The organism is Xenorhabdus lircayensis (assembly GCF_016306625.1).
In the GTDB taxonomy this organism is placed as follows: domain Bacteria; phylum Pseudomonadota; class Gammaproteobacteria; order Enterobacterales; family Enterobacteriaceae; genus Xenorhabdus; species Xenorhabdus lircayensis.
The window spans coordinates 37836-60413 of the sequence record NZ_JACOII010000038.1 but is presented as its reverse complement, the minus strand read 5'-3'; the positions used below and the strand labels follow the sequence as shown (position 1 = coordinate 60413).

At 47.1% G+C, this 22578-nt stretch carries 15 protein-coding genes; 7 read left to right on the top strand and 8 right to left on the bottom strand.

Going from position 1 to position 22578, the window contains the following annotated elements; genetic code table 11:
- Positions 1 to 15: 15 nt before the first annotated feature.
- The 7 genes from nit1 to mreB all read right to left on the bottom strand — a co-directional run bounded on the left by nit1 (position 16) and on the right by mreB (position 9585).
- Complete coding sequence (gene nit1 / locus H8A87_RS10750; RefSeq protein WP_198689967.1) at positions 16 to 864, bottom strand: deaminated glutathione amidase; 849 nt, start codon at positions 862 to 864, stop codon at positions 16 to 18.
- A complete protein-coding gene (yhdP, locus tag H8A87_RS10745; RefSeq protein ID WP_198689966.1) occupies positions 861 to 4697 on the bottom strand; it encodes an AsmA2 domain-containing protein YhdP in 3837 nt (1278 codons plus the stop codon). The genes nit1 and yhdP overlap by 4 nt, the downstream gene beginning before the upstream one ends.
- A gap of 76 nt (positions 4698 to 4773) precedes the next feature.
- Complete coding sequence (gene rng, locus H8A87_RS10740; RefSeq protein WP_198689965.1) at positions 4774 to 6243, bottom strand: ribonuclease G; 1470 nt, start codon at positions 6241 to 6243, stop codon at positions 4774 to 4776.
- On the bottom strand, positions 6240 to 6827 hold the full coding sequence (locus tag H8A87_RS10735; RefSeq protein WP_198689964.1) for a Maf family protein: 588 nt from the start codon (positions 6825 to 6827) through the stop codon (positions 6240 to 6242). The genes rng and H8A87_RS10735 overlap by 4 nt, the downstream gene beginning before the upstream one ends.
- A gap of 62 nt (positions 6828 to 6889) precedes the next feature.
- Complete coding sequence (gene mreD, locus H8A87_RS10730; RefSeq protein ID WP_198689963.1) at positions 6890 to 7378, bottom strand: rod shape-determining protein MreD; 489 nt, start codon at positions 7376 to 7378, stop codon at positions 6890 to 6892.
- Positions 7378 to 8433 carry a rod shape-determining protein MreC gene (gene mreC, locus H8A87_RS10725; RefSeq protein WP_198689962.1) on the bottom strand — a complete coding sequence of 352 codons (1056 nt, stop codon included), beginning with the start codon at positions 8431 to 8433 and terminating at the stop codon, positions 7378 to 7380. The genes mreD and mreC overlap by 1 nt, the downstream gene beginning before the upstream one ends.
- Before the next feature lie 108 nt (positions 8434 to 8541).
- Positions 8542 to 9585 carry a rod shape-determining protein MreB gene (gene mreB, locus H8A87_RS10720; RefSeq protein WP_099142737.1) on the bottom strand — a complete coding sequence of 348 codons (1044 nt, stop codon included), beginning with the start codon at positions 9583 to 9585 and terminating at the stop codon, positions 8542 to 8544.
- A gap of 721 nt (positions 9586 to 10306) precedes the next feature.
- Between mreB and acuI the strand changes: the two genes are divergently transcribed.
- The 4 genes from acuI to accC all read left to right on the top strand — a co-directional run bounded on the left by acuI (position 10307) and on the right by accC (position 13725).
- A complete protein-coding gene (gene acuI / locus H8A87_RS10715; protein ID WP_198689961.1) occupies positions 10307 to 11281 on the top strand; it encodes an acrylyl-CoA reductase (NADPH) in 975 nt (324 codons plus the stop codon).
- Between the two features lie 155 nt (positions 11282 to 11436).
- A complete protein-coding gene (gene aroQ / locus H8A87_RS10710) occupies positions 11437 to 11889 on the top strand; it encodes a type II 3-dehydroquinate dehydratase (RefSeq protein WP_198689960.1) in 453 nt (150 codons plus the stop codon).
- Positions 11890 to 11916: 27 nt separating this feature from the next.
- Positions 11917 to 12363: an acetyl-CoA carboxylase biotin carboxyl carrier protein gene (gene accB, locus H8A87_RS10705; protein ID WP_198689959.1), complete on the top strand. Its 447-nt coding sequence runs from the start codon at positions 11917 to 11919 to the stop codon at positions 12361 to 12363.
- Between the two features lie 12 nt (positions 12364 to 12375).
- Positions 12376 to 13725: an acetyl-CoA carboxylase biotin carboxylase subunit gene (gene accC, locus H8A87_RS10700; protein ID WP_198689958.1), complete on the top strand. Its 1350-nt coding sequence runs from the start codon at positions 12376 to 12378 to the stop codon at positions 13723 to 13725.
- Between the two features lie 229 nt (positions 13726 to 13954).
- Here the strand turns inward: accC and H8A87_RS10695 are convergent, their stop codons facing one another.
- Positions 13955 to 19138, bottom strand: coding sequence for an inverse autotransporter beta domain-containing protein (locus H8A87_RS10695; protein ID WP_198689957.1), 5184 nt, complete (start codon positions 19136 to 19138; stop codon positions 13955 to 13957).
- A gap of 737 nt (positions 19139 to 19875) precedes the next feature.
- Between H8A87_RS10695 and H8A87_RS10690 the strand changes: the two genes are divergently transcribed.
- From H8A87_RS10690 to prmA, 3 genes are read left to right on the top strand one after another with little or no spacing between them, the layout of a single operon-like run.
- Complete coding sequence (locus H8A87_RS10690) at positions 19876 to 20118, top strand: YhdT family protein (RefSeq protein WP_198689956.1); 243 nt, start codon at positions 19876 to 19878, stop codon at positions 20116 to 20118.
- On the top strand, positions 20108 to 21553 hold the full coding sequence (panF, locus tag H8A87_RS10685) for a sodium/pantothenate symporter (RefSeq protein WP_198689955.1): 1446 nt from the start codon (positions 20108 to 20110) through the stop codon (positions 21551 to 21553). The genes H8A87_RS10690 and panF overlap by 11 nt, the downstream gene beginning before the upstream one ends.
- Before the next feature lie 25 nt (positions 21554 to 21578).
- Positions 21579 to 22460, top strand: coding sequence for a 50S ribosomal protein L11 methyltransferase (gene prmA, locus H8A87_RS10680; protein WP_198689954.1), 882 nt, complete (start codon positions 21579 to 21581; stop codon positions 22458 to 22460).
- Positions 22461 to 22578 lie beyond the last annotated feature (118 nt).

The following is a 22578-nucleotide window of genomic DNA, read 5'->3' as shown; positions in this document are numbered from 1 at the left end:
GATTACTCTTTTACCTTAATTTGTATTCTTTTTTATCAAAGAAGTCAGTTGTGGGCGGAAGCGATTGTGTTTCACCACTTTGATCTGCTCGCGCATGTGAATCAAACTGTCCGCCCGGATATTAAGCTGCAATGCGCTGACGGTCAGAGGGTTTTTCTTGATAACTTCCCCCCAGCCACTCACTGCCATTGAGTGTCCCCAGGTTCTGCGAGTGCTGTGTACACCAACCTGCGCAGGTGCCAAAATAATGCACTGGTTCTCGATGGCGCGCGCTCTCAGCAGTGGTTCCCAATGCGCCTTACCTGTCAAGCGGGTGAAGGCAGCAGGAACGGAGATCAGTTCCGCACCCTGTTCACGCAGTGCCTGAAATAGTCCCGGAAAACGCAGATCATAACAGATAGTCATACCCAAACGACCAACGGGTGTATCAACAACAGTAATGTGTTCCCCACGCTGGTAAATAGCGGATTCATTATAGGAACCATGCTCATCGTTGATATTGACATCAAACATGTGGATTTTATCGTAACGGGCGCGGATTTCGCCTTGATCATCAAACAATAGGCTACTGCTTGTAATGCGTGTGGGGTCTTCCCGACTGATCATGGGCATTGAGCCAATCAGCAGCCAGACGCCATAGCGCTGTGCCATTTCACTCACTGCCTGTTGCAATGGACCACTTCCCTGTGCTTCTGTATGTTCACGATAAGTATCAGCATCAGCGAACAACAAAGCATTTTCCGGAGTCAGAACCAGTTTTACGGTGTCTGGCAGTTGCTTAATCTGTTGTTCAATTTGCGCTAAATTATGTTTAACATTCGTACCACTGCATAATTGTAAAAGTGCAACATTGACGTTTCTCATGGCCCTTTATTCTCCTTAAGCTGACGTAAAACTTCATCAATTTTAGGCTGTTCGAGGCTACCCGTTAACCGATAGCGAATCACCGATATCTTACTCCATAGCGGCCCCAGTACTTTTGTCGCGGCAAAAACTGCCGCACCAGCCACAGGATTGACCGCAAAGGCCGTCGCTACTCCCACCGTTGTCGAAATTTCTGGCGTAATCACCAGCTCCATATTGATTTGACGATTAACCAGGTTTGTCTGCCCTGTGGCATTGATGTCTGCTGCCAATCCATCGATAAGAAAGTTATCGGTATACATGACGCCATTTTTTATCGTTGCGTCGCCACGAATGGAATCAAAGTTGAAATCATTACTGAATGTGTCACTGAAATCCAACTGTAATTTACGCAACAAAGCATCAAAACTGATAAGCCTTAATAATTGTCCTGCCCTGCCACCGCCTAATTTAGCGATAGCCCCTTTTTTCATATCTCCAGTCAACGTCCCATTCAATGTCCTGAGATCTGGTTGCCACGGAACATCTCGCCACTTCAAATTGAAACCAAATTTGAAAGGCGCATCAACAATCGGAACGATAAGCCCCAGATAAGCTGCCATATCATCGAATTTTTCTCCCGATAATTGCCCTTTAGTCTGGGTATAATAGCTTCCGTTGTTATTCTCATACCAGCGACCAGACAATGTCAGTTTTCCGGCACTATTCTCCACTTGTCCATCGGTCAAAATCAGGGAGTCGCCTTCTGGCATGATCGATGCGGATACTTTGCCGAGTTTTAGCCCAGCAATCCAGCATTCCGCACACTTAACATTCAATGCCGGCCAACTGCTCAAAGCATAGTGCGGTGTCGGTGACTTATCTGAAGTTAACTTGTTGACATCAACCGACGAATCTGTCGTAAGCAGGGGATCGTAATAAAGATAATTGATTAATGCCTGCATCGGTTGATTATTTTTAATCAATAGATTGCCATTAATTTCTTTCCCTACCGTACTCACTGTCATTCCATCAGCTTGTTGAGCAATATTGAATGTGAGTTGGTTCCAGCGCTGCCCAGCAAGATCCAGTGAAGGCAATGAAATTTCGAATACGCTTGGCCACAACAAACCATCATTTGTCGATGAATTCCAACTCAGAGGCTCAATCAGCGTCAACAATTTTTTACCATCAATCGCAGGCAAGTTTAACGCCAACAGCGATTTTTTCGGCAGTGCAGGGATTCCCACACCATCCGTATGAAAAATACCCCGCTGCAATCTGACATTATTTTCTGCCAACTTCCATTGAGTATTGAACGCGTATCGTTTACCCATTGAACCTTTCATCTGGAGTTGGTTCATATCGCCGTCAGCAAGGATATTAATCTTATTCCATTCTCGTAGAGATTCTGTGTCGAATGTTGGTAATTTACTGTTGATATGTGACAAATCTGCATTGACAGCAACACGATACTTCACGCCGTGCTTCGAAGGTAGATCATTTGCAGGTAAATCGTTCGGGGGGATCGTGATATTTACGTTACCCTGCCAATTCAGCGTTCCAGAGAGCTTGCGGCGGATCTCGGCAGGGAGTTCCGGTAATGTCTTTGCGGCCCAACGTGCATCCAAGTTCACATCAACCCGATAATGTTTTGGTAAATCCTGAGTGGAAAACCGCAGCGATAAAGCGTGTCCCAGCCAGTTGGCAGATAGGGCATCGCTTTTTAAGTTGCCATTGTCAAAGCGGAATTTGCCGCTGAGGTGCTCCATCTTGCTATTCAGTGGCTTAATAAATAAATGAGTATCTTTCAGCACCACCTCACCACTCGCCTTGACTTCGCCGTTATTTAAGGGGATGTCAATGTGAAGTTTGCCCCCTACTTCGCCATCAAGTTGCAAACTATCCAGTGCGCTGCCAATTGAACCCGCCAGTGGGCTGTGATTAAAATAATCATGAATATTCTTCCCATCCCCGGATAGTGCAGCATCGATAAACAGCTTCTGTTTGCCATAATCTGGAATCACCGCCGAAACTTGGGTGGCATCCACTTTTCCCAATTTCGCTTTCGGTGCATGCATCCGTAATCCATTATTCTGGAAATTCAGGTCAATATCCAAATCAAACAGGGCTGGCCAATCGGGTTGATATTGAAAAGTTGCATGGCGCAGGGGAACCAAGATCTGGAATTGACCATTGTTTTGTTTAAATGGGAAGTCATGAGGATTACCCTGAAAAATCAAAGTAGCATTATCGACCTTTCCTTTGATCAAGGACGCGGTCAAATAATCCGCCAGAGATTCCCCCATCAATGACTTGGGAAAATAGCGCCATGCTTCACCCACATCGTTAACTCGAATCCCAGCGAGCATTTCCAGTACAGGTTGTTCGTTTTGCGGTTTTAGGTAATGAAAATTCCCGTTGAGCCATAACGCTTTTGCCTGTAAATCCAGGCCTTGACTCCATATTTCCATTCCGCGCTGATCATTTTTCCACGTAATCTGCCCTTCACTGTGGGCAATGTCGAGCGGAGCCGGAAACAGGCTACCATAGTCAATCGTGCTATTTTTCAATGCAAACTTGAGATTTCCCCACTGTTTATTACCGCCTAACATGCCACTGAACTGGCTGACTGAAGGCAGGTCTTTCCAGCGTCGCCAGCTCACATCCTGCCATTTCATGCGAATTCCCATGTCATCGGGCAATTCTGGCGTAATATCGAGGGCAAAACTGTTGAGCATTCCTTTCGGCTGCCGGTGCTGCCAATCCTTGACGATATCCGGTGTCACAAAGGAGAGCATTGGCAATATTCCGTTCAGACGTTCAAGCTGAATATTTTCGGCACGAATGCGCCAGTGATCTTTGCCTTGATATTTGCGAGCCTGATTAACGTACAGTGCGGTGATATGTCCCATCGGCCACTGCTGATCGTCAGTTTTTAGGCTTGCCAGGCTTGGAATATCAAACAGCCACCCTTCTCCCTGACGGCGCATCTGCAAGAGGAAATCATTAACCACAAGCTGGTGTTTTTCATTTTCGACATGCCAGCTGGCTTTCCCTTGTTTAAGTTGCAGACGTCCGCTATCAATTCGCCCTCCTTTCAAGGTAATCCAACTCGCCAAACTGAAATGGGCGTTTTCTAGCCCCGTATTATCCCTTAACCAATGGCTTAACCACAGCCGCATGTCGATATCATCGGCCTGCAAGTAAATAACGCCATTATCCAAAACGCCATTGATATCTCTCAGGTTAAACTTCACCTGTACAACGCCTTCCTGACCATTAATCGAAGAGAGGTTTACGCTGCCCTGCGCCCGATGGTGGTTGTCTTTATTCAACCATGTCAGTTGCGGTAGTTGCAGTTCAACCTTTTCACCGGATGGTGCCGGAAAAGTCAAACGGCTATCATGCAAATCAAAATGATTGAGCTGCTCCAGAAACAGAGAGGAGAGGCTATTGGGTTCGGAAAGCATACTTTCGCCACCTTGCCCAAACAGAGCCTTATCATAATTTACTTGAAGCTGATAAAAGGACAGCTCCCGGAAATGCCAGCGCCGCTGCAAAAGTGAACGCCAAACATCCAAAGAAAGCATTATCTTTTTAGCATGAATGTCAACATGCTCTGCTTTCGCGCTGATGTCGCGGATTTCCAGACTGGGGCCAAATGATTCCCAATGACCATTGATGTAACCAATATTGACGGGTATACCTGTCACGTCAGCAATTTTCTCAGTCAATTGCTGACGATATTCATTGAGATGTGGCAGGAAGAAACGCAACCCGCTGACAAGCAAAGCCACAATGATAATGACTATTGCGGCTGTCGCTAATAATATCCCCGGCAGTCGCCTCACGCATTTCTCCTTGGTTGTCAGCGCTGTTTCTCTACAAACAGATTCTCTGCAAACAGGTTCTCTGTAAACCAGTGCCTTACATCATAACAACGTCAAATTGCTCCTGACTGTAGAGTTGTTCTGTCTGCACCTTAACCTGTTTGCCCACAAAAATTTCCACTTCCGCCAAGGCGTGGGAATCATCCCCTTTTAGGGCTTCACTTACGGCTGGAGAGGCATAAACCAGAAAACGATCGGCATCAATTGCATGATTAACACGCACAATTTCACGCAAGATCTCAAAACACACGGTTTCGACGGATTTTACCGTGCCACGGCCCTGACAAGTTGGGCAGTTATCACATAAAATATGTTCGATACTTTCCCGTGTACGCTTGCGCGTCATCTCAACCAACCCCAATTGTGAAAAACCATTGATAGTTGTTTTCACACGATCTTTGCTTAATGCCTGTTCCAAGGAAGCCAATACGCGGCGGCGGTGTTCTTCATTACCCATATCAATAAAATCAATGATAATGATGCCACCCAAATTACGCAGCCTTAATTGTCGGGCGATCGCCTGTGCTGCTTCGATGTTGGTATTAAAGATAGTTTCTTCTAGATTGCGATGCCCAACAAAAGCACCCGTATTAATATCAATTGTTGTCATGGCTTCTGTCTGATCAATAATCAGATAACCACCCGACTTTAATTCCACCTTACGTTCCAGCGCCCGCTGGATTTCATTTTCCACACCATACAGATCGAATATCGGCTGATTTCCCTGATAAAGTTCCAGCTTGGCGTTCATCTCAGGAATATATTCCTCAATGAATTCCTGTAATTGCGTAAATGTTTGGCAGGAATCAACCCTAATGCGATTAAGGGGAGCACCAACAAAATCACGCAAAATACGCTGGGCCAGCGCCAATTCACCGTATACTTTATTTTTGGTGATATTGCGTTTCTTACGTTCAATCACCTTACTCCACAGGCGCTTCAAAAATGCCGCATCCTGCGCAATTTCTTCTGTTCCCACACCTTCAGCGGCAGTACGGATAATAAACCCGCCATGCTCATCACAATAATCCATGACAATGCTTTTCAGGCGATCACGCTCTTCTTCACTCTCTATGCGCTGTGAAACACCAACATGCGATGCCCCCGGCATAAATACCAGATAACGTGACGGTAAAGTAATGTCCGTCGTTAAACGGGCGCCTTTTGTACCAAGGGGATCTTTCACCACCTGAACAATTAAATCCTGCCCTTGGCGCACCAGTTCGGCAATATCCCTGACATGGAAATTCTTCCGCTCTTCACCTGCAATACATTCAGTATGAGGCATAATATCCGAAGCGTGCAAAAAGGCGGCTTTTTCCAGCCCGATATCCACAAAAGCCGCCTGCATACCGGGCAAAACCCGACTCACACGCCCTTTGTAAATATTCCCAACAATGCCCCTTCTGGCTTCCCGTTCAATATGAACTTCTTGCAAGATACCGCCATCAATATAAGCAACCCGCGTTTCGGATGGTGTTACATTGACTAATAACTCTGCTGTCATGAATAGTTCTTCCCATCAGCTAACGCTAAAAATTGTGTAATTAATTCATACGTTTCCACCAATGGTAAGCCGACAACAGCATGGTAACTGCCATTAATTTTTATCACAAAACAACCACCTTTACCTTGAATGCCATAAGCTCCGGCTTTATCCATTGGCTCCCCAGTTGCGATATATTCCTGTATTTCCTGTTGGGATAACTGGCGGAATATCACATCTGTAATCACTATCTCACTCAAGGTATATTGACTGTTCGATAAAGCAACAGCCGTCATCACTTGGTGGCATTGGCCTGACAAAGCACTCAGTATTTCAGCGGCGTGTTGTTGGTTGCGAGGTTTTTCTAAAATACGGTTATTCAATACAACAATGGTATCAGCCCCCAGAACGGGGTAATTATATGGCGCAATGGCGACTCCAGCCTGTGATTTTTCTCTGGCCAATCGAGTGACATATTGCTGCGGAGACTCCCCTTCACGCCATTTTTCTTCGACCTGAGGTGTCAGGATCTCGAAATTAAAATCTAACAATCCCACCAGCTCACGCCGTCTTGGTGAACCAGAAGCTAAATAAATGGTTTTCATCGTGAATTATCCTTAGAGTCTATCCCATAAGGCTATTTTATTTGTCATAGGCTCGCCCGCCTTTAACGAACGGAGAATTGACGACGGATTTTCCGCATTAATAAGAATAGCCAAGGCCAGAGAATACCATTGACCACGCCATTCCAGAACACTTCTGAATGGAAGGTCGTCTTCGGTAATAAAGCATGGGCTAAAAAAACGCAGAGATTCATCAGGGTAGAAAGCCCCACCACAACCAAGGCTTGCTGCCAGAGTGCCATATTGCGAATGAGCTGGAATTTGAAGGCCACCAAAAAACTGATCAGACTAAATGCCAGAGCATGCGCTCCCAAGATACTTCCGTGCAATAAGTCAGTGATAACCCCCAACACAAACCCTGTACCAACGCTAACGCGGTGAGGGAGTGCAAGTAACCAGTAAATTAAGCCCAACATCAATAAAGTGGGCCGAAACATAAAAAACTGCTCCGGCCATGGCATGATCTGTAGCACCATTGCAATCAGGAAAGATAACCAAATAACCCAACCTCTTCGGCTATGGTACTGACTCATTAACGATTTCCTGTAGCTGTTGATGATGGCTTTGGTGATGGTTTGGCCGCTGATTTTTCTGCTGGTTTTGGTGCAGATGATGTTTGGCTTTCATCTTTTTCTTCGCCTGATTTCGGTGTCAGCAACTGCGGTTCCGCTTCTGATGGATTTGGCAATACCTGTGGTAGCATCTGCATCAAGCGTTCATTGGCGGCACGGTATACTTCCGAAGGTGGCAATGGCTCAGATGGGTTATTATCGGCTCCCCATAATAGCAGCAAGTAGCGCAAGCGCCTCAACTCAGCCAATGGGCGCGCCTGAATAACTGCGTGAGCCCGCTGGTTATCGATTTTGACAGAAGAAACCACCGCCACAGGATAACCCTCTGGGAAACGCCCCCCCAGACCCGAAGTCACCAGTACATCACCTACACGAATGTCAGTATCACTCGGCAGAGGTTCTAGCTGGAGATCATCCGTACACCCTGCTCCACCAGCAATAACACGAATATCATTACGTAGTACCTGTACCGGCAGTGCATGAGTTGGATCGCAAATCAGTAATATCCAGCTACTTAACTGGCTCACAGAAATGACTTGCCCCACAACACCCCGATCACTGATAACTGGCTGCCCTTCATACACACCATCTTTAGCGCCTTTATCTATGACAACTTTATCACGGTAAGGATCCATACCTCCCGAAATCACCTGCGATACCATCATGTGTTCATCATTACGCAGAGGCGAGCCCAGTAATTCACGCAAACGGGAGTTTTCCTGTTTCAGTTGCCCCAACAGTAACAGTTTACTGCTCTGCAACCGCAATTCATTACGCAGGGTGCGATTCTCCAGCTCAAGGTGATTGCGGCTAGTCAAAGATTCAGAGATACCGTCCAAAAATTGGCGCGGCCCATTGGCAAGAAAGTAAAAAGGACTCACAGCCGTATCCATGTAGCTACGGACTTTATTGAAAACACCGAGGCGGCTATCTGCCACAATCAAAATAATGGCAATAATAACAGCAAAAAAGAGTCGTAGTTGCAGAGAAGGCCCTCTGCTGAAAATCGGCTTCATAAATTGCGCATTGTTGAGCTGGGTTGTCTCATAAAGGATAAAACTCCGGAACAATCAGCAAGGAGGCACCAATAGAACATGCTCGCCTCCCAGCTCGCAGAGTTACTTTCAGTCTTCGCTGAACAGATCGCCACCGTGCATGTCGATCATTTCCAGCGCCTTGCCACCACCGCGGGCAACACAAGTCAGTGGATCTTCAGCCACAATGACAGGAATACCTGTTTCTTCCATCAGCAAACGATCAAGATTACGCAGCAATGCACCACCACCGGTCAGCACCATACCGCGTTCAGAAATATCAGAAGCCAGTTCTGGCGGACATTGTTCCAGAGCCACCATGACAGCGCTTACAATGCCCGTCAATGGTTCTTGCAGGGCTTCAAGAATTTCATTGGAGTTCAAAGTAAAGCTGCGGGGTACACCTTCTGCAAGGTTACGGCCACGTACTTCAATTTCACGCACTTCATCGGTTGGATAGGCAGAACCAATTCCATGTTTGATGCGTTCTGCCGTTGCTTCCCCAATCAGGGAGCCATAGTTGCGACGAACGTAGTTGATGATGGCTTCATCAAAACGGTCACCGCCGATACGTACAGAAGAAGAATAAACAACACCGTTGAGGGAAATAACAGCAACTTCAGTGGTTCCCCCACCAATATCTACCACCATGGAGCCTGTTGCTTCAGAAACAGGCAAACCTGCGCCGATAGCGGCCGCCATTGGCTCTTCAATCAAAAATACCTCACGGGCACCTGCACTTTGGGCTGATTCCCGAATGGCGCGACGTTCAACCTGAGTCGCCCCAACGGGCACACAGACCAACACGCGCGGACTTGGACGCATGAAACTATTATTGTGAACCTGCTTGATAAAATGCTGCAACATCTTTTCCGTGACATAAAAATCAGCAATAACTCCATCCTTCATAGGACGGATAGCTGCGATATTACCCGGAGTACGTCCCAGCATCTGCTTTGCTTCCAGCCCTACTGCTGCAACACTTTTTGGTGAACCTGCTCTGTCTTGGCGAATAGCAACAACAGAGGGTTGATCCAATACGATTCCCTGACCTTTGACATAAATAAGGGTATTGGCAGTACCCAAGTCAATGGACAAATCGTTGGAAAACATGCCACGAAATTTCTTTAACATAACGAAAGGATAATCCTGCAAGCTGGGGACGGAGATTGTCCGTCTACTCTACCAACCACATGAAGCAGCGACAAGGCGCGTAATTAACTACTTTTACTACTTCAATAAAAGTGGCTACGTTATTCACATCAGAAACACGATATTCTACGTTACTTTTCTCTTACGGAGCAGAAAAAAACTGCATAAAAATGGGCTAATTTGACCAATAACCTCATCACAGCATCCCAAAATCACCTTATACACCAAAAAACCAACATTATAGTGCATATTGGGATATGGCTATCCCGCTTTTCGCGCTTCTATGTTGCCCTATAATCATTTCAGCAAGTTCAACCAATATTCACATTCCCTCAAAAATTTTCTTCTTCCCACGGGGTAAAAAAATGGTTCTTTAAGTATAAAAGTAATAAATAAATTCGGTGAGGTTAAGGATCAGATTTGAAAAAATATCGTTATCTTCAACAACAATCGGCAAAAATAAGGATGATTCTGAGCCTGTTATTCAAACCATTCTCCTTATTGTTATCCTGTATATTATTATCTTTTACAGTGCCATCCTGAACAAAAATAAGTAACCACAGTTTTGCCACTCTCTATCACAATATTGTTGCCTGCCCGTTTCAGCTCATCGGATTTTATCTATATTGTGATAACGCCAAAAATTGTGGTGATGCCAAACAGGTAATGGTGTCAGGTAGATACCCATCAAGGGAGAATGATCATGAAAGCCTTATTGCTTGAACAACACGAAACATTATTCGCATCCATTCAGGATATTGATGCCTCTCAGTTGCCATCAGGTGATGTGACCGTTGATGTCCATTGGTCAACGCTCAATTACAAAGATGCCCTTGCCATTACCGGCAAAGGGAAAATCATCCGCCAATTTCCGATGGTGCCGGGGATCGATTTTGCCGGTGTTGTTCATCATTCCGAAGATCCTCGTTTTCATGTCGGTCAGCACGTTTTGCTAACTGGCTGGGGCGTGGGGGAAACGCACTGGGGCGGGTTGGCAGAACAAGCGAAAGTATCTGGTGAATGGCTAACGCCATTGCCGCAAGCATTAAGTACCCGACAAGCGATGATCATCGGCACGGCAGGCTTCACGGCCATGTTGTGTGTCATGGTGTTGGAACAAGGGGGAGTGACACCTGAAAGCGGGGAAATTGCTGTAACGGGTGCCAGTGGCGGTGTTGGCAGCACAGCAATTGCCTTGCTGTCACAGTTGGGTTATTCCGTCGTCGCAATCAGCAGCAAACCCGATAATCAAGGTTATCTGCTCTCGCTGGGTGCAAAAGCTATCCTGCCTGTCAGTGACTTTAACCAGCCATCACGCCCATTGGAAAAACAGCGTTGGGCCGGTGTGATTGATACAGTAGGAGGTACAACACTGGCGACCTTGCTGGCACAGGTGCATTACAACGGTACGGTAGCCGCCTGCGGTATGGCGAGTGACAGCCATCTCCCAACCACCGTGATGCCCTTTATCCTGCGCAATATTCGCTTGCAGGGCGTTGAATCCGTCACTGTTCCCGCCTCGAAACGCCCCGCTATTTGGCAGCGATTGCAAAAGTTGCTGCCAGATACCTTTTACCAACGGGCAGCCAATGAAATTGCATTAGACCAAGTGATCGAATACGCCAATAAGTTGATAAACAATCAGGTTACTGGCAGAACAGTGGTGAAGGTGCGCTGATAAGACCAGTATTTAGCTGCTAAATGCCACGATATGTTTATAATGTCGGGCTTTATCGCCAAGTTTACAAATATAGATATCAGAAAGAGATGACAAACCGTTGACATCGAGTTATCTTGATCGATTGTTGACAGATTGCCGGAGATACCAGCACAATGGCAGACAAGTTTCGCATTTTACTCTTGAATGGCCCCAACCTGAATCTGTTGGGAACACGAGAGCCAGAGACCTACGGCAAGTTAACGCTCGATGGCATCGTTAACAAACTGTCAAAAGAAGCTCACCAATCGGGCGTCGAATTATCCCATCTGCAATCCAACGCAGAATCTGAACTGATTGAGAGAATTCATTCGGCACGGGAATATACTGATTTTATTTTGATTAACCCTGCAGCATACACGCATACCAGCGTGGCACTACGCGACGCACTTCTGGCAGTGGATATCCCATTTATTGAGATTCACCTCTCCAACGTGCATGCCCGTGAACCCTTCCGCCGCCACTCATATCTTTCCGATATTGCAGTCGGCGTAATCTGCGGGTTAGGTGCAGATGGTTATAGTTTTGCATTACAGGCAGCGGTCAACCGCTTGTCAACATCCAACTAATTTATATAAGAGTACGGAATCACACTCATGGATATTCGTAAAATAAAAAAACTGATCGAGCTGGTTGAAGAATCTGGCATTTCTGAACTGGAAATTTCTGAAGGTGAAGAGTCAGTACGCATCAGCCGCACAATAGTAGCTCCAGCGATGCCAATGACTCAGCAATATATCTCTGCGCCTGTTCAGCAGCCAGTGCAAGCCGCAGCGCCAGCCGTTGCTGACAAACCGGCGGAAATTAGCGGTCACATTGTTCGTTCCCCAATGGTCGGTACGTTCTACCGTTCACCAAGCCCAGATGCGAAACCTTTCATCGAAGTCGGCCAGCATGTGACTCAGGGCGAAACCCTGTGCATCGTTGAAGCCATGAAAATGATGAACCAGATCGAAGCTGACAAAACTGGCGTAGTAAAAGCGATTCTGGCTCCAGACGGTCAACCTGTTGAATTCGACGAGCCACTGGTCGTCATCGAATAACGAGGCGCCCCCATGCTTGAAAAAATTGTCATTGCTAACCGCGGTGAAATTGCACTGCGTATCCTGAGAGCCTGTAAGGAACTCGGGATTAAAACCGTTGCTGTGCATTCTGCGGCAGACCGTGACCTGAAACACGTCTTGCTGGCGGATGAAACCGTCTGTATCGGTCCTGCGGCCTCAGCAAAAAGTTACCTGAACATTCCTGCCATTATTTCTGCGGCGGAAATCACTTGTGCACAGGCAATCCATCCGGGTTATGGCTTCCTGTCTGAAAACGCCGACTTTGCCGAGCAGGTTGAGCGTTCCGGCTTTATTTTCATTGGCCCGAAAGCGGACACCATCCGTTTGATGGGAGATAAAGTTTCTGCAATCAGCGCGATGAAAAAATCCGGAGTACCTTGCGTTCCCGGATCTGATGGCCCATTGGGTGACGATACCGAGAAAAATAAAACGATCGCAAACCGCATCGGTTATCCGGTGATCATCAAGGCATCGGGTGGTGGTGGCGGTCGTGGTATGCGCGTTGTACGCAGCGACAAAGATCTGGAACAATCCGTCGCCATGACCCGCGCAGAAGCCAAGGCTGCTTTCAACAATGACATGGTGTACATGGAGAAATTCCTTGAAAACCCACGTCATGTTGAAATTCAGATATTGGCCGATGGTCAGGGCACCGCACTCTATCTGGCTGAACGTGACTGCTCTATGCAGCGCCGTCACCAGAAAGTGGTGGAAGAAGCGCCTGCACCGGGCATTTCACCAGAGCTGCGCCGCAGCATCGGTGAGCGCTGTGCCAATGCGTGTGTTGAAATTGGTTATCGCGGAGCAGGTACGTTTGAATTCCTGTACGAAAACGGTGAATTCTACTTTATTGAGATGAATACCCGTATTCAGGTTGAGCACCCCGTGACTGAAATGATCACTGGCGTTGATCTGATCAAAGAGCAACTGCGTATTGCAGCAGGTATGCCGCTGACCATCAAGCAGGAAGATATCGAAATCAAAGGTCATGCGATCGAATGCCGTATCAACGCGGAAGATCCGAAAACCTTCCTGCCAAGTCCGGGCAAAATCACGCATTTCCACTCTCCGGGCGGGTTTGGCGTGCGCTGGGAATCCCATATCTATGCAGGATATACCGTACCGCCTTACTATGATTCCATGATCGGTAAACTGATCACTTATGGCGAAACCCGTGAAGTGGCCATTGCGCGTATGAAAAATGCGCTGGCCGAGTTGATCATTGATGGCATCAAGACCAATATCGACCTGCAACTGGCAATCATGAATGATGAGAACTTCCAGAAAGGCGGAACCAATATCCACTATCTGGAGAAGAAATTGGGCTTGCAGGATAAGTAAGGTTTCTTTGGCTCTTGTTCAGAGTTTGTTGGTTTGAGTTAATGAAATCCCATCTTTTTTAAGATGGGATTTTTATTTAGGGCGGAATTCGATGACCGCCTAAGCGGTCACCTTATAAAATCGTAAACAGAGTTTCTAATTTGCAACTGATGTTGAAAAAAGCTGACAAGGTTGGCAGATAACATCAATCTTTGCCATCTGAATGTTCCCCAAATAAGAGTTCTATACATTACTCATATACACAAGAAACCATTCTCCTATCATCAACTCCATTAACATGCGTCTGTTTCGTAGTCAGGTCGTAGGTGTAATTATCGTGATACTTTATTATCCCCCCGCTATCCGGGGGGCTAGAGCTTGAACGATAGTACGCAAACTGAGAATGGGTGGGCCAACCGTATTTATTAGTAAATTCATTTTTCCCTACAGGCACTTGATTTCCTAATGCTTCCAACTCCTCTATGCGTGGCATTCTCATCCTTACTTGTTGGCAGACCTCTTCAGCGAAATAGTTGACACCTAATACCCAATCTTCATTTGTTTCACGAGCTGGTGAAATTTGCTGACTTGTCGAACTGCTTACCTCTTTGTACAGGTATGAACGTTGAAAGTAGATAGCACCAACCTGAATCCATTCAAACATATGCCCCCAATAGTTGGCCTCTTTCACATCTGGGCTGGTAATAACCGTGAAGATAATATCAGTTTCCTCCTCTATAGGCACTGTGGCACCATCCGCAACAGCCTTCAACGTTGTTCTTATACCTATGCCATTTGGATCAGAGACAGTCATAACCAGCTGACCAGTCTGATCTGTATAGCCAGTAAACGATCCCTCTTGACCATCTAACATGGTTTTGACATCCGTCTGCTGTACTTGGTTACCTTGTCGATTAAGCCCACTCATATTAATAGCCACAGGTACCCAAGCTACAGACTTACCATACTTTTTAGGTGTAACCGTCAACTGAGCAGAGTCTATATCAGCATTTGGTGTAAGATTGGCTCTAGCCCTAAGTCTAACAACTGGATTATTACCTATGGTTACTGTATCACCCTTGCCCTGAGCATCCAGCTTAACTTCAACAGCATCCGCAAAGTTTGCAACCCTACCTCCAGGTATTTTACTCACTGTATCATTGCCCTGATTTTTAGAATCGTTGGTTGTGAGTGTTAAAATATCTTTTGCACGGATATCCAGCCCGTTTCTCGCCAATATTGAGAATTCAAGCACTTTACCGGCATGTTCTTCTATAATAAGGTAGTCTTGTATCTTCCCATTATTCACTATACCCTTTACCAAACCTCCACTGTTGCTCTGCAAATTAGAATTTGCCCCGTTGATTCCGGCATTCGCCAACTCTTCCACGGCTGCGACTGTTTTTCCTTCCTCACCCCAAGCATAGACAGAACTATCTATTTTATTTCCACCACTGTGTTCATATACATATTCAACTTGCAGTGTTTCACCCACGACCAGCATTTTTTGATTGTCAACTTTCAGTTTCAGATTTCTTATAGTTGGAGCTGTTGGCGGATTAAACATCACCTTGACGGCAATTTTACTCAGCACCTTACCATCCACCTGCGGTGTCACCGTCCATGCACCGGTTTTCGTACCGACTGTTACTTTGGCGGTATATGTGCCGCTGTGAGCCGGATCTTCCTGAATCGCCTCTATCTTGGGATCATCTCCGTTACCGGACAAGGCACTGCCAGTAAACCGGAGACGCGGCTGAATATTGGGCATGGGGTTATTCTGGCTGTCTTTCAGCACCAGCTTTAGTGTCGCCTGTTGCTGATTGTCGGCTTCCAGCATATTGGGGTCGGCGCTGAACGTGGAGTGTGTTTCACTGACAACGTCGGCTAAGGGCGGATTAAACGTCACCTTGACGGCAATTTTACTCAGCACCTTACCATCCACCTGCGGCGTCACCGTCCATGCACCGGTTTTCGTACCGACTGTTACTTTGGCGGTATACGTGCCGCTGTGAGCCGGATCTTCCTGAATCGCCTCTATCGTCGGATCATCCCCGCTGCCGGACAAGGCACTGCCAGTAAACCGGAGACGCGGCTGAATATTGGGCATGGGGTTATTCTGGCTGTCTTTCAGCACCAGCTTTAGTGTCGCCTGTTGCTGATTGTCGGCTTCCAGCATATTGGGGTCGGCGCTGAACGTGGAGTGTGTTTCACTGACAACGTCGGCTAAGGGCGGATTAAACGTCACCTTGACGGCAATTTTACTCAGCACCTTACCATCCACCTGCGGCGTCACCGTCCATGCACCGGTTTTCGTACCGGCGGTCACGTTGGCGGTATACGTGCCGCTGTGAGCCGGATCTTCCTGAATCGCCTCTATCGTCGGATCATCCCCGCTGCCGGACAAGGCACTGCCAGTAAACCGGAGACGCGGCTGAATCTTGGGCATGGGGTTATTCTGGCTGTCTTTCAGCACCAGCTTTAGTGTCGCCTGTTGCTGATTGTCGGCTTCCAGCATATTGGGGTCGGCGCTGAACGTGGAGTGTGTTTCACTGACAACGTCGGCTAAGGGCGGATTAAACGTCACCTTGACGGCAATTTTACTCAGCACCTTACCATCCACCTGCGGCGTCACCGTCCATGCACCGGTTTTCGTACCGGCGGTTACTTTGGCGGTATACGTGCCGCTGTGAGCCGGATCTTCCTGAATCGCCTCTATCGTCGGATCATCCCCGCTGCCGGACAATCCACTGCCAGTAAACCGGAGGCGCGGCTGAATATTGGGCATGGGGTTATTCTGGCCGTCTTTCAGCACCAGCTTTAGTGTCGCCTGTTGCTGATTGTCGGCTTCCAGCATATTGGGATCAGCGCTGAACGTGGAGCGTGTTTCACTGACAACGTCGGCTAAGGGCGGATTAAACGTCACCTTGACGGCAATTTTACTCAGCACCTTACCATCCACCTGTGGCGTCACCGCCCATGCACCGGTTTTCGTGCCGGCGGTTACTTTGGCGGTATACGTGCCGCTGTGAGCCGGATCTTCCTGAATCGCCTCTATCGTCGGATCATCCCCGCTGCCGGACAATCCACTGCCAGTAAACCGGAGGCGCGGCTGAATATTGGGGATCGGGTTATTTTGAGTGTCTTTCAGAACCAGTGCCAGTGTGGTTTGCTGCTGACCGTCGGCTTCCAGCGTCGTGGAATCTACATTAAACGTGGAATATGTTTCACTAATGATATCTGCTAACACATTGCCAAAGATTACATTGACCGTTTTTATCTTCTGCCCATCAACTATTGCTGTGACCGATAACCTGCCTTGCGTATCTTCCCCCTTAAAAGGCCATTCATAGTGACCACTATCTGGTGGTACTTCTTTTACCTCACCTATAGTCGGTTTTTTACCTTCACCATACAGTTCACTATCGTTGATCTCCAAAGTAAAGTGGTCTGCTACTCCTGTGATAATAGAACCACTTTTATCAAATAAATCCAGTTGGAAGGATCCTGACTCATCTGACTCGAAGACACTCTCTTTTGATACCTTAAATTGAGACTTTTCCGTATCCACCATCTCCGCCAATGATAAGTAAAAATCAACAACGGCAGAAGGCAGTTCATAGCCATCCACTTTTGCCCTGATTGCCCATTTACCGTGTCTGGTACCGGCAGTGGCGATCACTTCATAAATACCACTCCCTTCCGGCACTTCTTTGATTTCTGTGCCCAATTCTGGGTTTTTACCTTCACCTTTCAGGCCACTCAAGTCAGGGATTAATATAATATGACCCACAGCCCTGCTGACGGCCTTTCCATCCTTATCGATCAGTTTCAGCCGGATCACAGTTTGGATTTTCCCATCCGCCACCATGGATGTACGGGGCGGCTCAAACCCCGAGCCTTTAAGATCAATAGACAAAGGGATCACCTGTATCTGAGTTTCCGCCCGCTCAGAGGCGTTGCCCTGATTGTCATAGGCGACGCCAGACAAGGCATAAGCGTTGTTGCCCTTGTTATGGTACGGTGGCAAAGTCAGCACATAATGCGTTCCACCGCGAACGGGCAGGACAACCGCGCTTTTGAACAGGCTACGCGTTTCCCCGTGAACCGATTGTTCATCCAGTTTTTCCAGCTTGCCGCCGCCGGCCACCAGATTTGCCGTATCCCAAACAATTTCTTTCAGACCATGTTTGGCGCTGACACTGACATTCAATGGGATCACTTCACCTCCGTGCCCTTTAATCCTGTCTCCCATCATCAGGTGTACCAGCTCTTTTTTCCGGTATTCCAGTACGATTTGATTATTACGCTCAACCAAATCATAACGCCCGCCTTGAAGACTGCGTTTAAAGGCCACGGCATCCGGGTCAATCTGTTTTGACCACGGCGTTCCCAATTCATAGTTCAGGCCGAAATTAAACTGGGTTTCACCGTGCCCCTGCGCACTCTGTTTGCGGTCAATGCCCAACGTCACCAATGGGATCGGGGTATAGTTGGCCCCCACAGTAAAGACAGATGGATTTTTCTGCCGGCGTTCTTCACTCAACAGGCCAACTTCATCACCAAAATACTGCTCATAGACCAGCTTACCGCCCAGTTCGGGATAGATTGGCACATAACCCTCAGCACGCAGATCAAAGCCATTGGCTGGACGTTCTTCATAATCTTTCAGTTTTTTCCCCTCTTTCCAGCCACTCACCCGGAAATAACCATTTGCCCCGAATTTCATAAAATCACGGGCATACTCGGCCCCAATCCCAAAACGGGTATGGTCACGGGTAATGTCATGGTCAAGGAAGGCGTTATAGCCAAACATGCTGGTATCGAAGAAATGGCGCTGCCCCAGACCCAAGTTAGCCGTGGTGCGACTGTCAATTCGGCGCAGGCCAAACTGGGTAAAGGCCATCTGTTTTTCGGTGTCATACAGCGGCAACAGCATATCAAACTGACTGCCGTCCAAACGCCCACGGTTATCCACATTGGCCTGCAATTTGATCGTACCGTAACGTTGCAACCAGTTTCGCACAGCCTGATTAGCTTCACTGAGCGCCATACCGTGTAACTGGTTTTTGACACTGTCCACCATGTTGCCGCTTTTCAGCACCCCAGCAGCACGGGAAGCCGCATTCGCCAGCCAGCGTTCGGTGGCATTTTCGGGGGATTCATTGGCAGAAGCCTGACTCAGACTTTCCGCCAGCGGTTTACTGGGAGAAGATTTGGGGACGTCAATTTCATCCCCCTCTCCGAGTTCCGTAAAAGGTTTACTAAGGGGACGACTTTCCTGTGCAATAGTCGGTGTTTTGGCAACCGCTACGGTGGGCGTGAAGGCCCCCACCACCGGAAAAGCAATCTGGGCAAAAATATTTACCCAGACCACCCATTTGAGTAAGTGATGCTGTTTATCTGTCCACAGCCTGCTTTGTTTTTTTAGCATGTTAACCAACCCTTGCAATTAATACTCTTTACCTTGTTCGATGCAATGAGTTGATAACATTCACGCCTCTTTCCTATACTCGACAAATTCCAAATAAAAATATAAGTCAGGTGAATAATATTATTCATTATCATCTATGAGACCAATTTTTTTAACAGAAAAAAATAATTTAATTAGGCAATCACAGGTAACTCAAATATAAAAAAGATCTTTATGCGCATTACCTTATTTAATTAAAAACCCAAAAAAAATCAACTCAGTGAGTGGAAAAATAAAAAAATAACAATCAAATTCATTATAATGAGCTAGCTGATATAAATATTTTACATTCAATATCAACAAATTAAAAAAACTATAATCAGTAGATATAATATCAGTTTGTCTTATTATCAGGAGAACAACGAGTTAACAGTTCGTTGCTAAATGTAATCTATTTTTCATTTCAATCTTCTTACCAAAATGGGGAAATCGCATTCAGAAAAATATCCGGCATTCATTCAAGAATGCTTTCTTACGTCTCAAATTTAATCCCATTCTTATCAGACTTTAAACTCATTTCTCCATTGTTAACAAATCGGCAAAATATATGCGGACTTCAATCAGGCGCTATCTTGTCAAAAAATAAGACGGCATTATGGTTTTGTTCTGATTTCTATGGCACATTTTTCCCTGAATAAATCTGCACGTTACCGTACAATTCCCCTCATATTGTTTCATGTAAGTTACCCGGAGAACGGATGGACGGACGATTTGTTCAATCCAATAAAGAAGCACGCTGGGCAGTGTTCCTAACGTTGGCTTATCTTGTTGGTTGGCTACTGTGTGCCTATTTACCCAGTGATACTATTGGATTAACTGGATTGCCTCGCTGGTTTGAACTGGCTTGCCTGCTGCTGCCCGCCTTATTTATCATCCTCTGCTGGCTAATGGTGAAGTTTATATTCAAGGAAGTTCCGCTGGAGGACGTTGATGCAAAGTGAAGTGATTCTGCCTCTAGTGGGATATTTGGCATTGGTTTTCCTGCTATCAATCTATGCTTACCGCCGCCGTCAAACGGGCGACTTCCTGAATGAGTATTTTCTCGGCAATCGCTCAATGGGCGGCTTTGTACTGGCCATGACCATTACAGCAACCTATATCAGTGCCAGTTCATTTATTGGTGGCCCAGGCGCGGCTTATAAGTACGGTATCGGCTGGGTGCTGCTATCACTGATCCAACTGCCCGCGATATGGCTCTCCCTTAGCGTACTGGGGAAAAAATTTGCCATCCTCGCCCGCCGTTACAACGCGGTCACACTCAATGATATGCTTTATGCACGCTATCAGAGCCGCTTTTTGGTCTGGTTTTCCAGCCTGAGCCTGCTGGTCGCCTTTGTCGGTGCGATGACAGTACAATTCATCGGCGGAGCGCGTTTGCTGGAGACAGCCGCAGGTATCCCTTACGATACGGGGCTGCTGATTTTTGGCGTTTCGATTGCCCTTTACACCGCATTTGGCGGATTTAGAGCCAGTGTCCTTAATGATGCCTTGCAAGGGCTGGTGATGCTGCTGGGAACCGTGTTATTGCTGACAGGGGTTATCTACAAAGCGGGTGGGCTATCAGCAGCAGTGACGACACTACGAGCCATTGACCCGAATCTGGTTTCGCCTCACGGTGCCGGTAATATCCTCACAGGGCCATTTATGGCGTCCTTCTGGGTATTGGTCTGCTTTGGCGTGATTGGGCTGCCACATACTGCCGTGCGCTGCATTTCCTACAAAGATAGCAAGGCGGTTCATCGCGGTATTATCATTGGCACTATCGTCATGGCGATCCTGATGTTCGGCATGCATCTTGCTGGCGCACTCGGTCGGGCGATCATTCCTGATCTAACCATTCCCGACCAAGTGATCCCAACCTTGATGATCACCGTATTGCCTCCTGTCGCTGCGGGGATTTTTTTGGCTGCACCAATGGCGGCGATTATGTCCACCATTAATGCCCAACTACTGCAATCTTCGGCCACAATCGTCAAAGATCTCTATTTAAACCTGTTTCCTCAACAGATCAGCCAAGAGAAAAAACTCTCGCGCATCTCCAGCTACTCCACCCTGTTTTTAGGTGCATTACTGCTGCTGGCTGCATGGCGCCCACCTGAGATGATCATCTGGCTAAACCTGCTGGCATTTGGCGGTCTGCAAGCTGTTTTCCTCTGGCCTCTGGTGCTGGGGTTATACTGGGAAAAAGCCAATGCCCACGGCGCGATCAGCTCAATGCTGATAGGTGCCACCACCTACACGCTGCTGGCGACTTTCAATATCCAACTTCTTGGTTTCCATCCAATCGTGCCATCTCTTTTATTGAGTTTACTGGCATTCGGGATAGGAAATATGATGGGTAATAAACGCACGCAACAAACCGCTGCTCCACAATAAATCGATTCACAAAAAGAGAATTTTTATGCCTTGGATACAATTAAGATTAAACACCACGGGACAACAAGCTGAAGCATTGGGCGATGAGCTAATGGCAAGTGGCGCAGTATCAGTGACTTTTCAAGATAGCCACGATACCCCTATTTTCGAGCCCCTGCCGGGCGAAACCCGTTTATGGGGCGATACCGATGTTATCGGCCTGTACGATGCTGAAATGGATATGAAAGCCGTTGTGAGCCAATTAGAACAGGTTCCACAGTTAGGTCAGGGTTTCATCCACAAAATTGAGCAACTGGAAGATAAAGACTGGGAGCGAGAGTGGATGGACAACTTCCACCCCATGTGCTTCGGCGACCGTCTGTGGATTTGTCCTAGCTGGCGCGAAGTTCCAGAACCTGACGCCGTCAATGTCATGCTTGATCCCGGTCTGGCGTTCGGAACCGGTACTCACCCAACCACTTCCCTTTGCTTACAATGGCTCGACGGTCTTGATATAGCAGGTAAAACCGTTATCGATTTCGGCTGTGGTTCAGGAATCTTAGCTATCGCGGCCTTGAAACTGGGAGCGAAACAGGCCATCGGTATTGATATCGACCCTCAAGCGATTCAGGCCAGCCGAGATAACGCCGAACGCAACGGTGTATCTGGCCAATTAACCCTCTATCTATCTAAAGATCAACCTAGTGACCTCGAATGTGACATCGTGATTGCCAATATCTTGGCTGGCCCACTGCGTGAATTGGCACCGATCATCGGTTCATTGCCTAAATCTGGTGGATTATTGGGCTTGTCTGGCGTTCTGGCAAGTCAGGCTGAAGGCGTTGCTCAAGCCTATAACGATGAATTCATTATCGATCCGATAGCAGAACAAGAAGAGTGGTGCCGCATCACAGGGATTAAAAAATAATCAATCAATGTCTATTGAAAAGCGAGATTATCCACTAAAATGATTACTTGGGAGGTTAATTGGTGGTAATCCGCTCTCTTTGTGATTAGAAATATAGGTAATAATAAATTTCATCAAT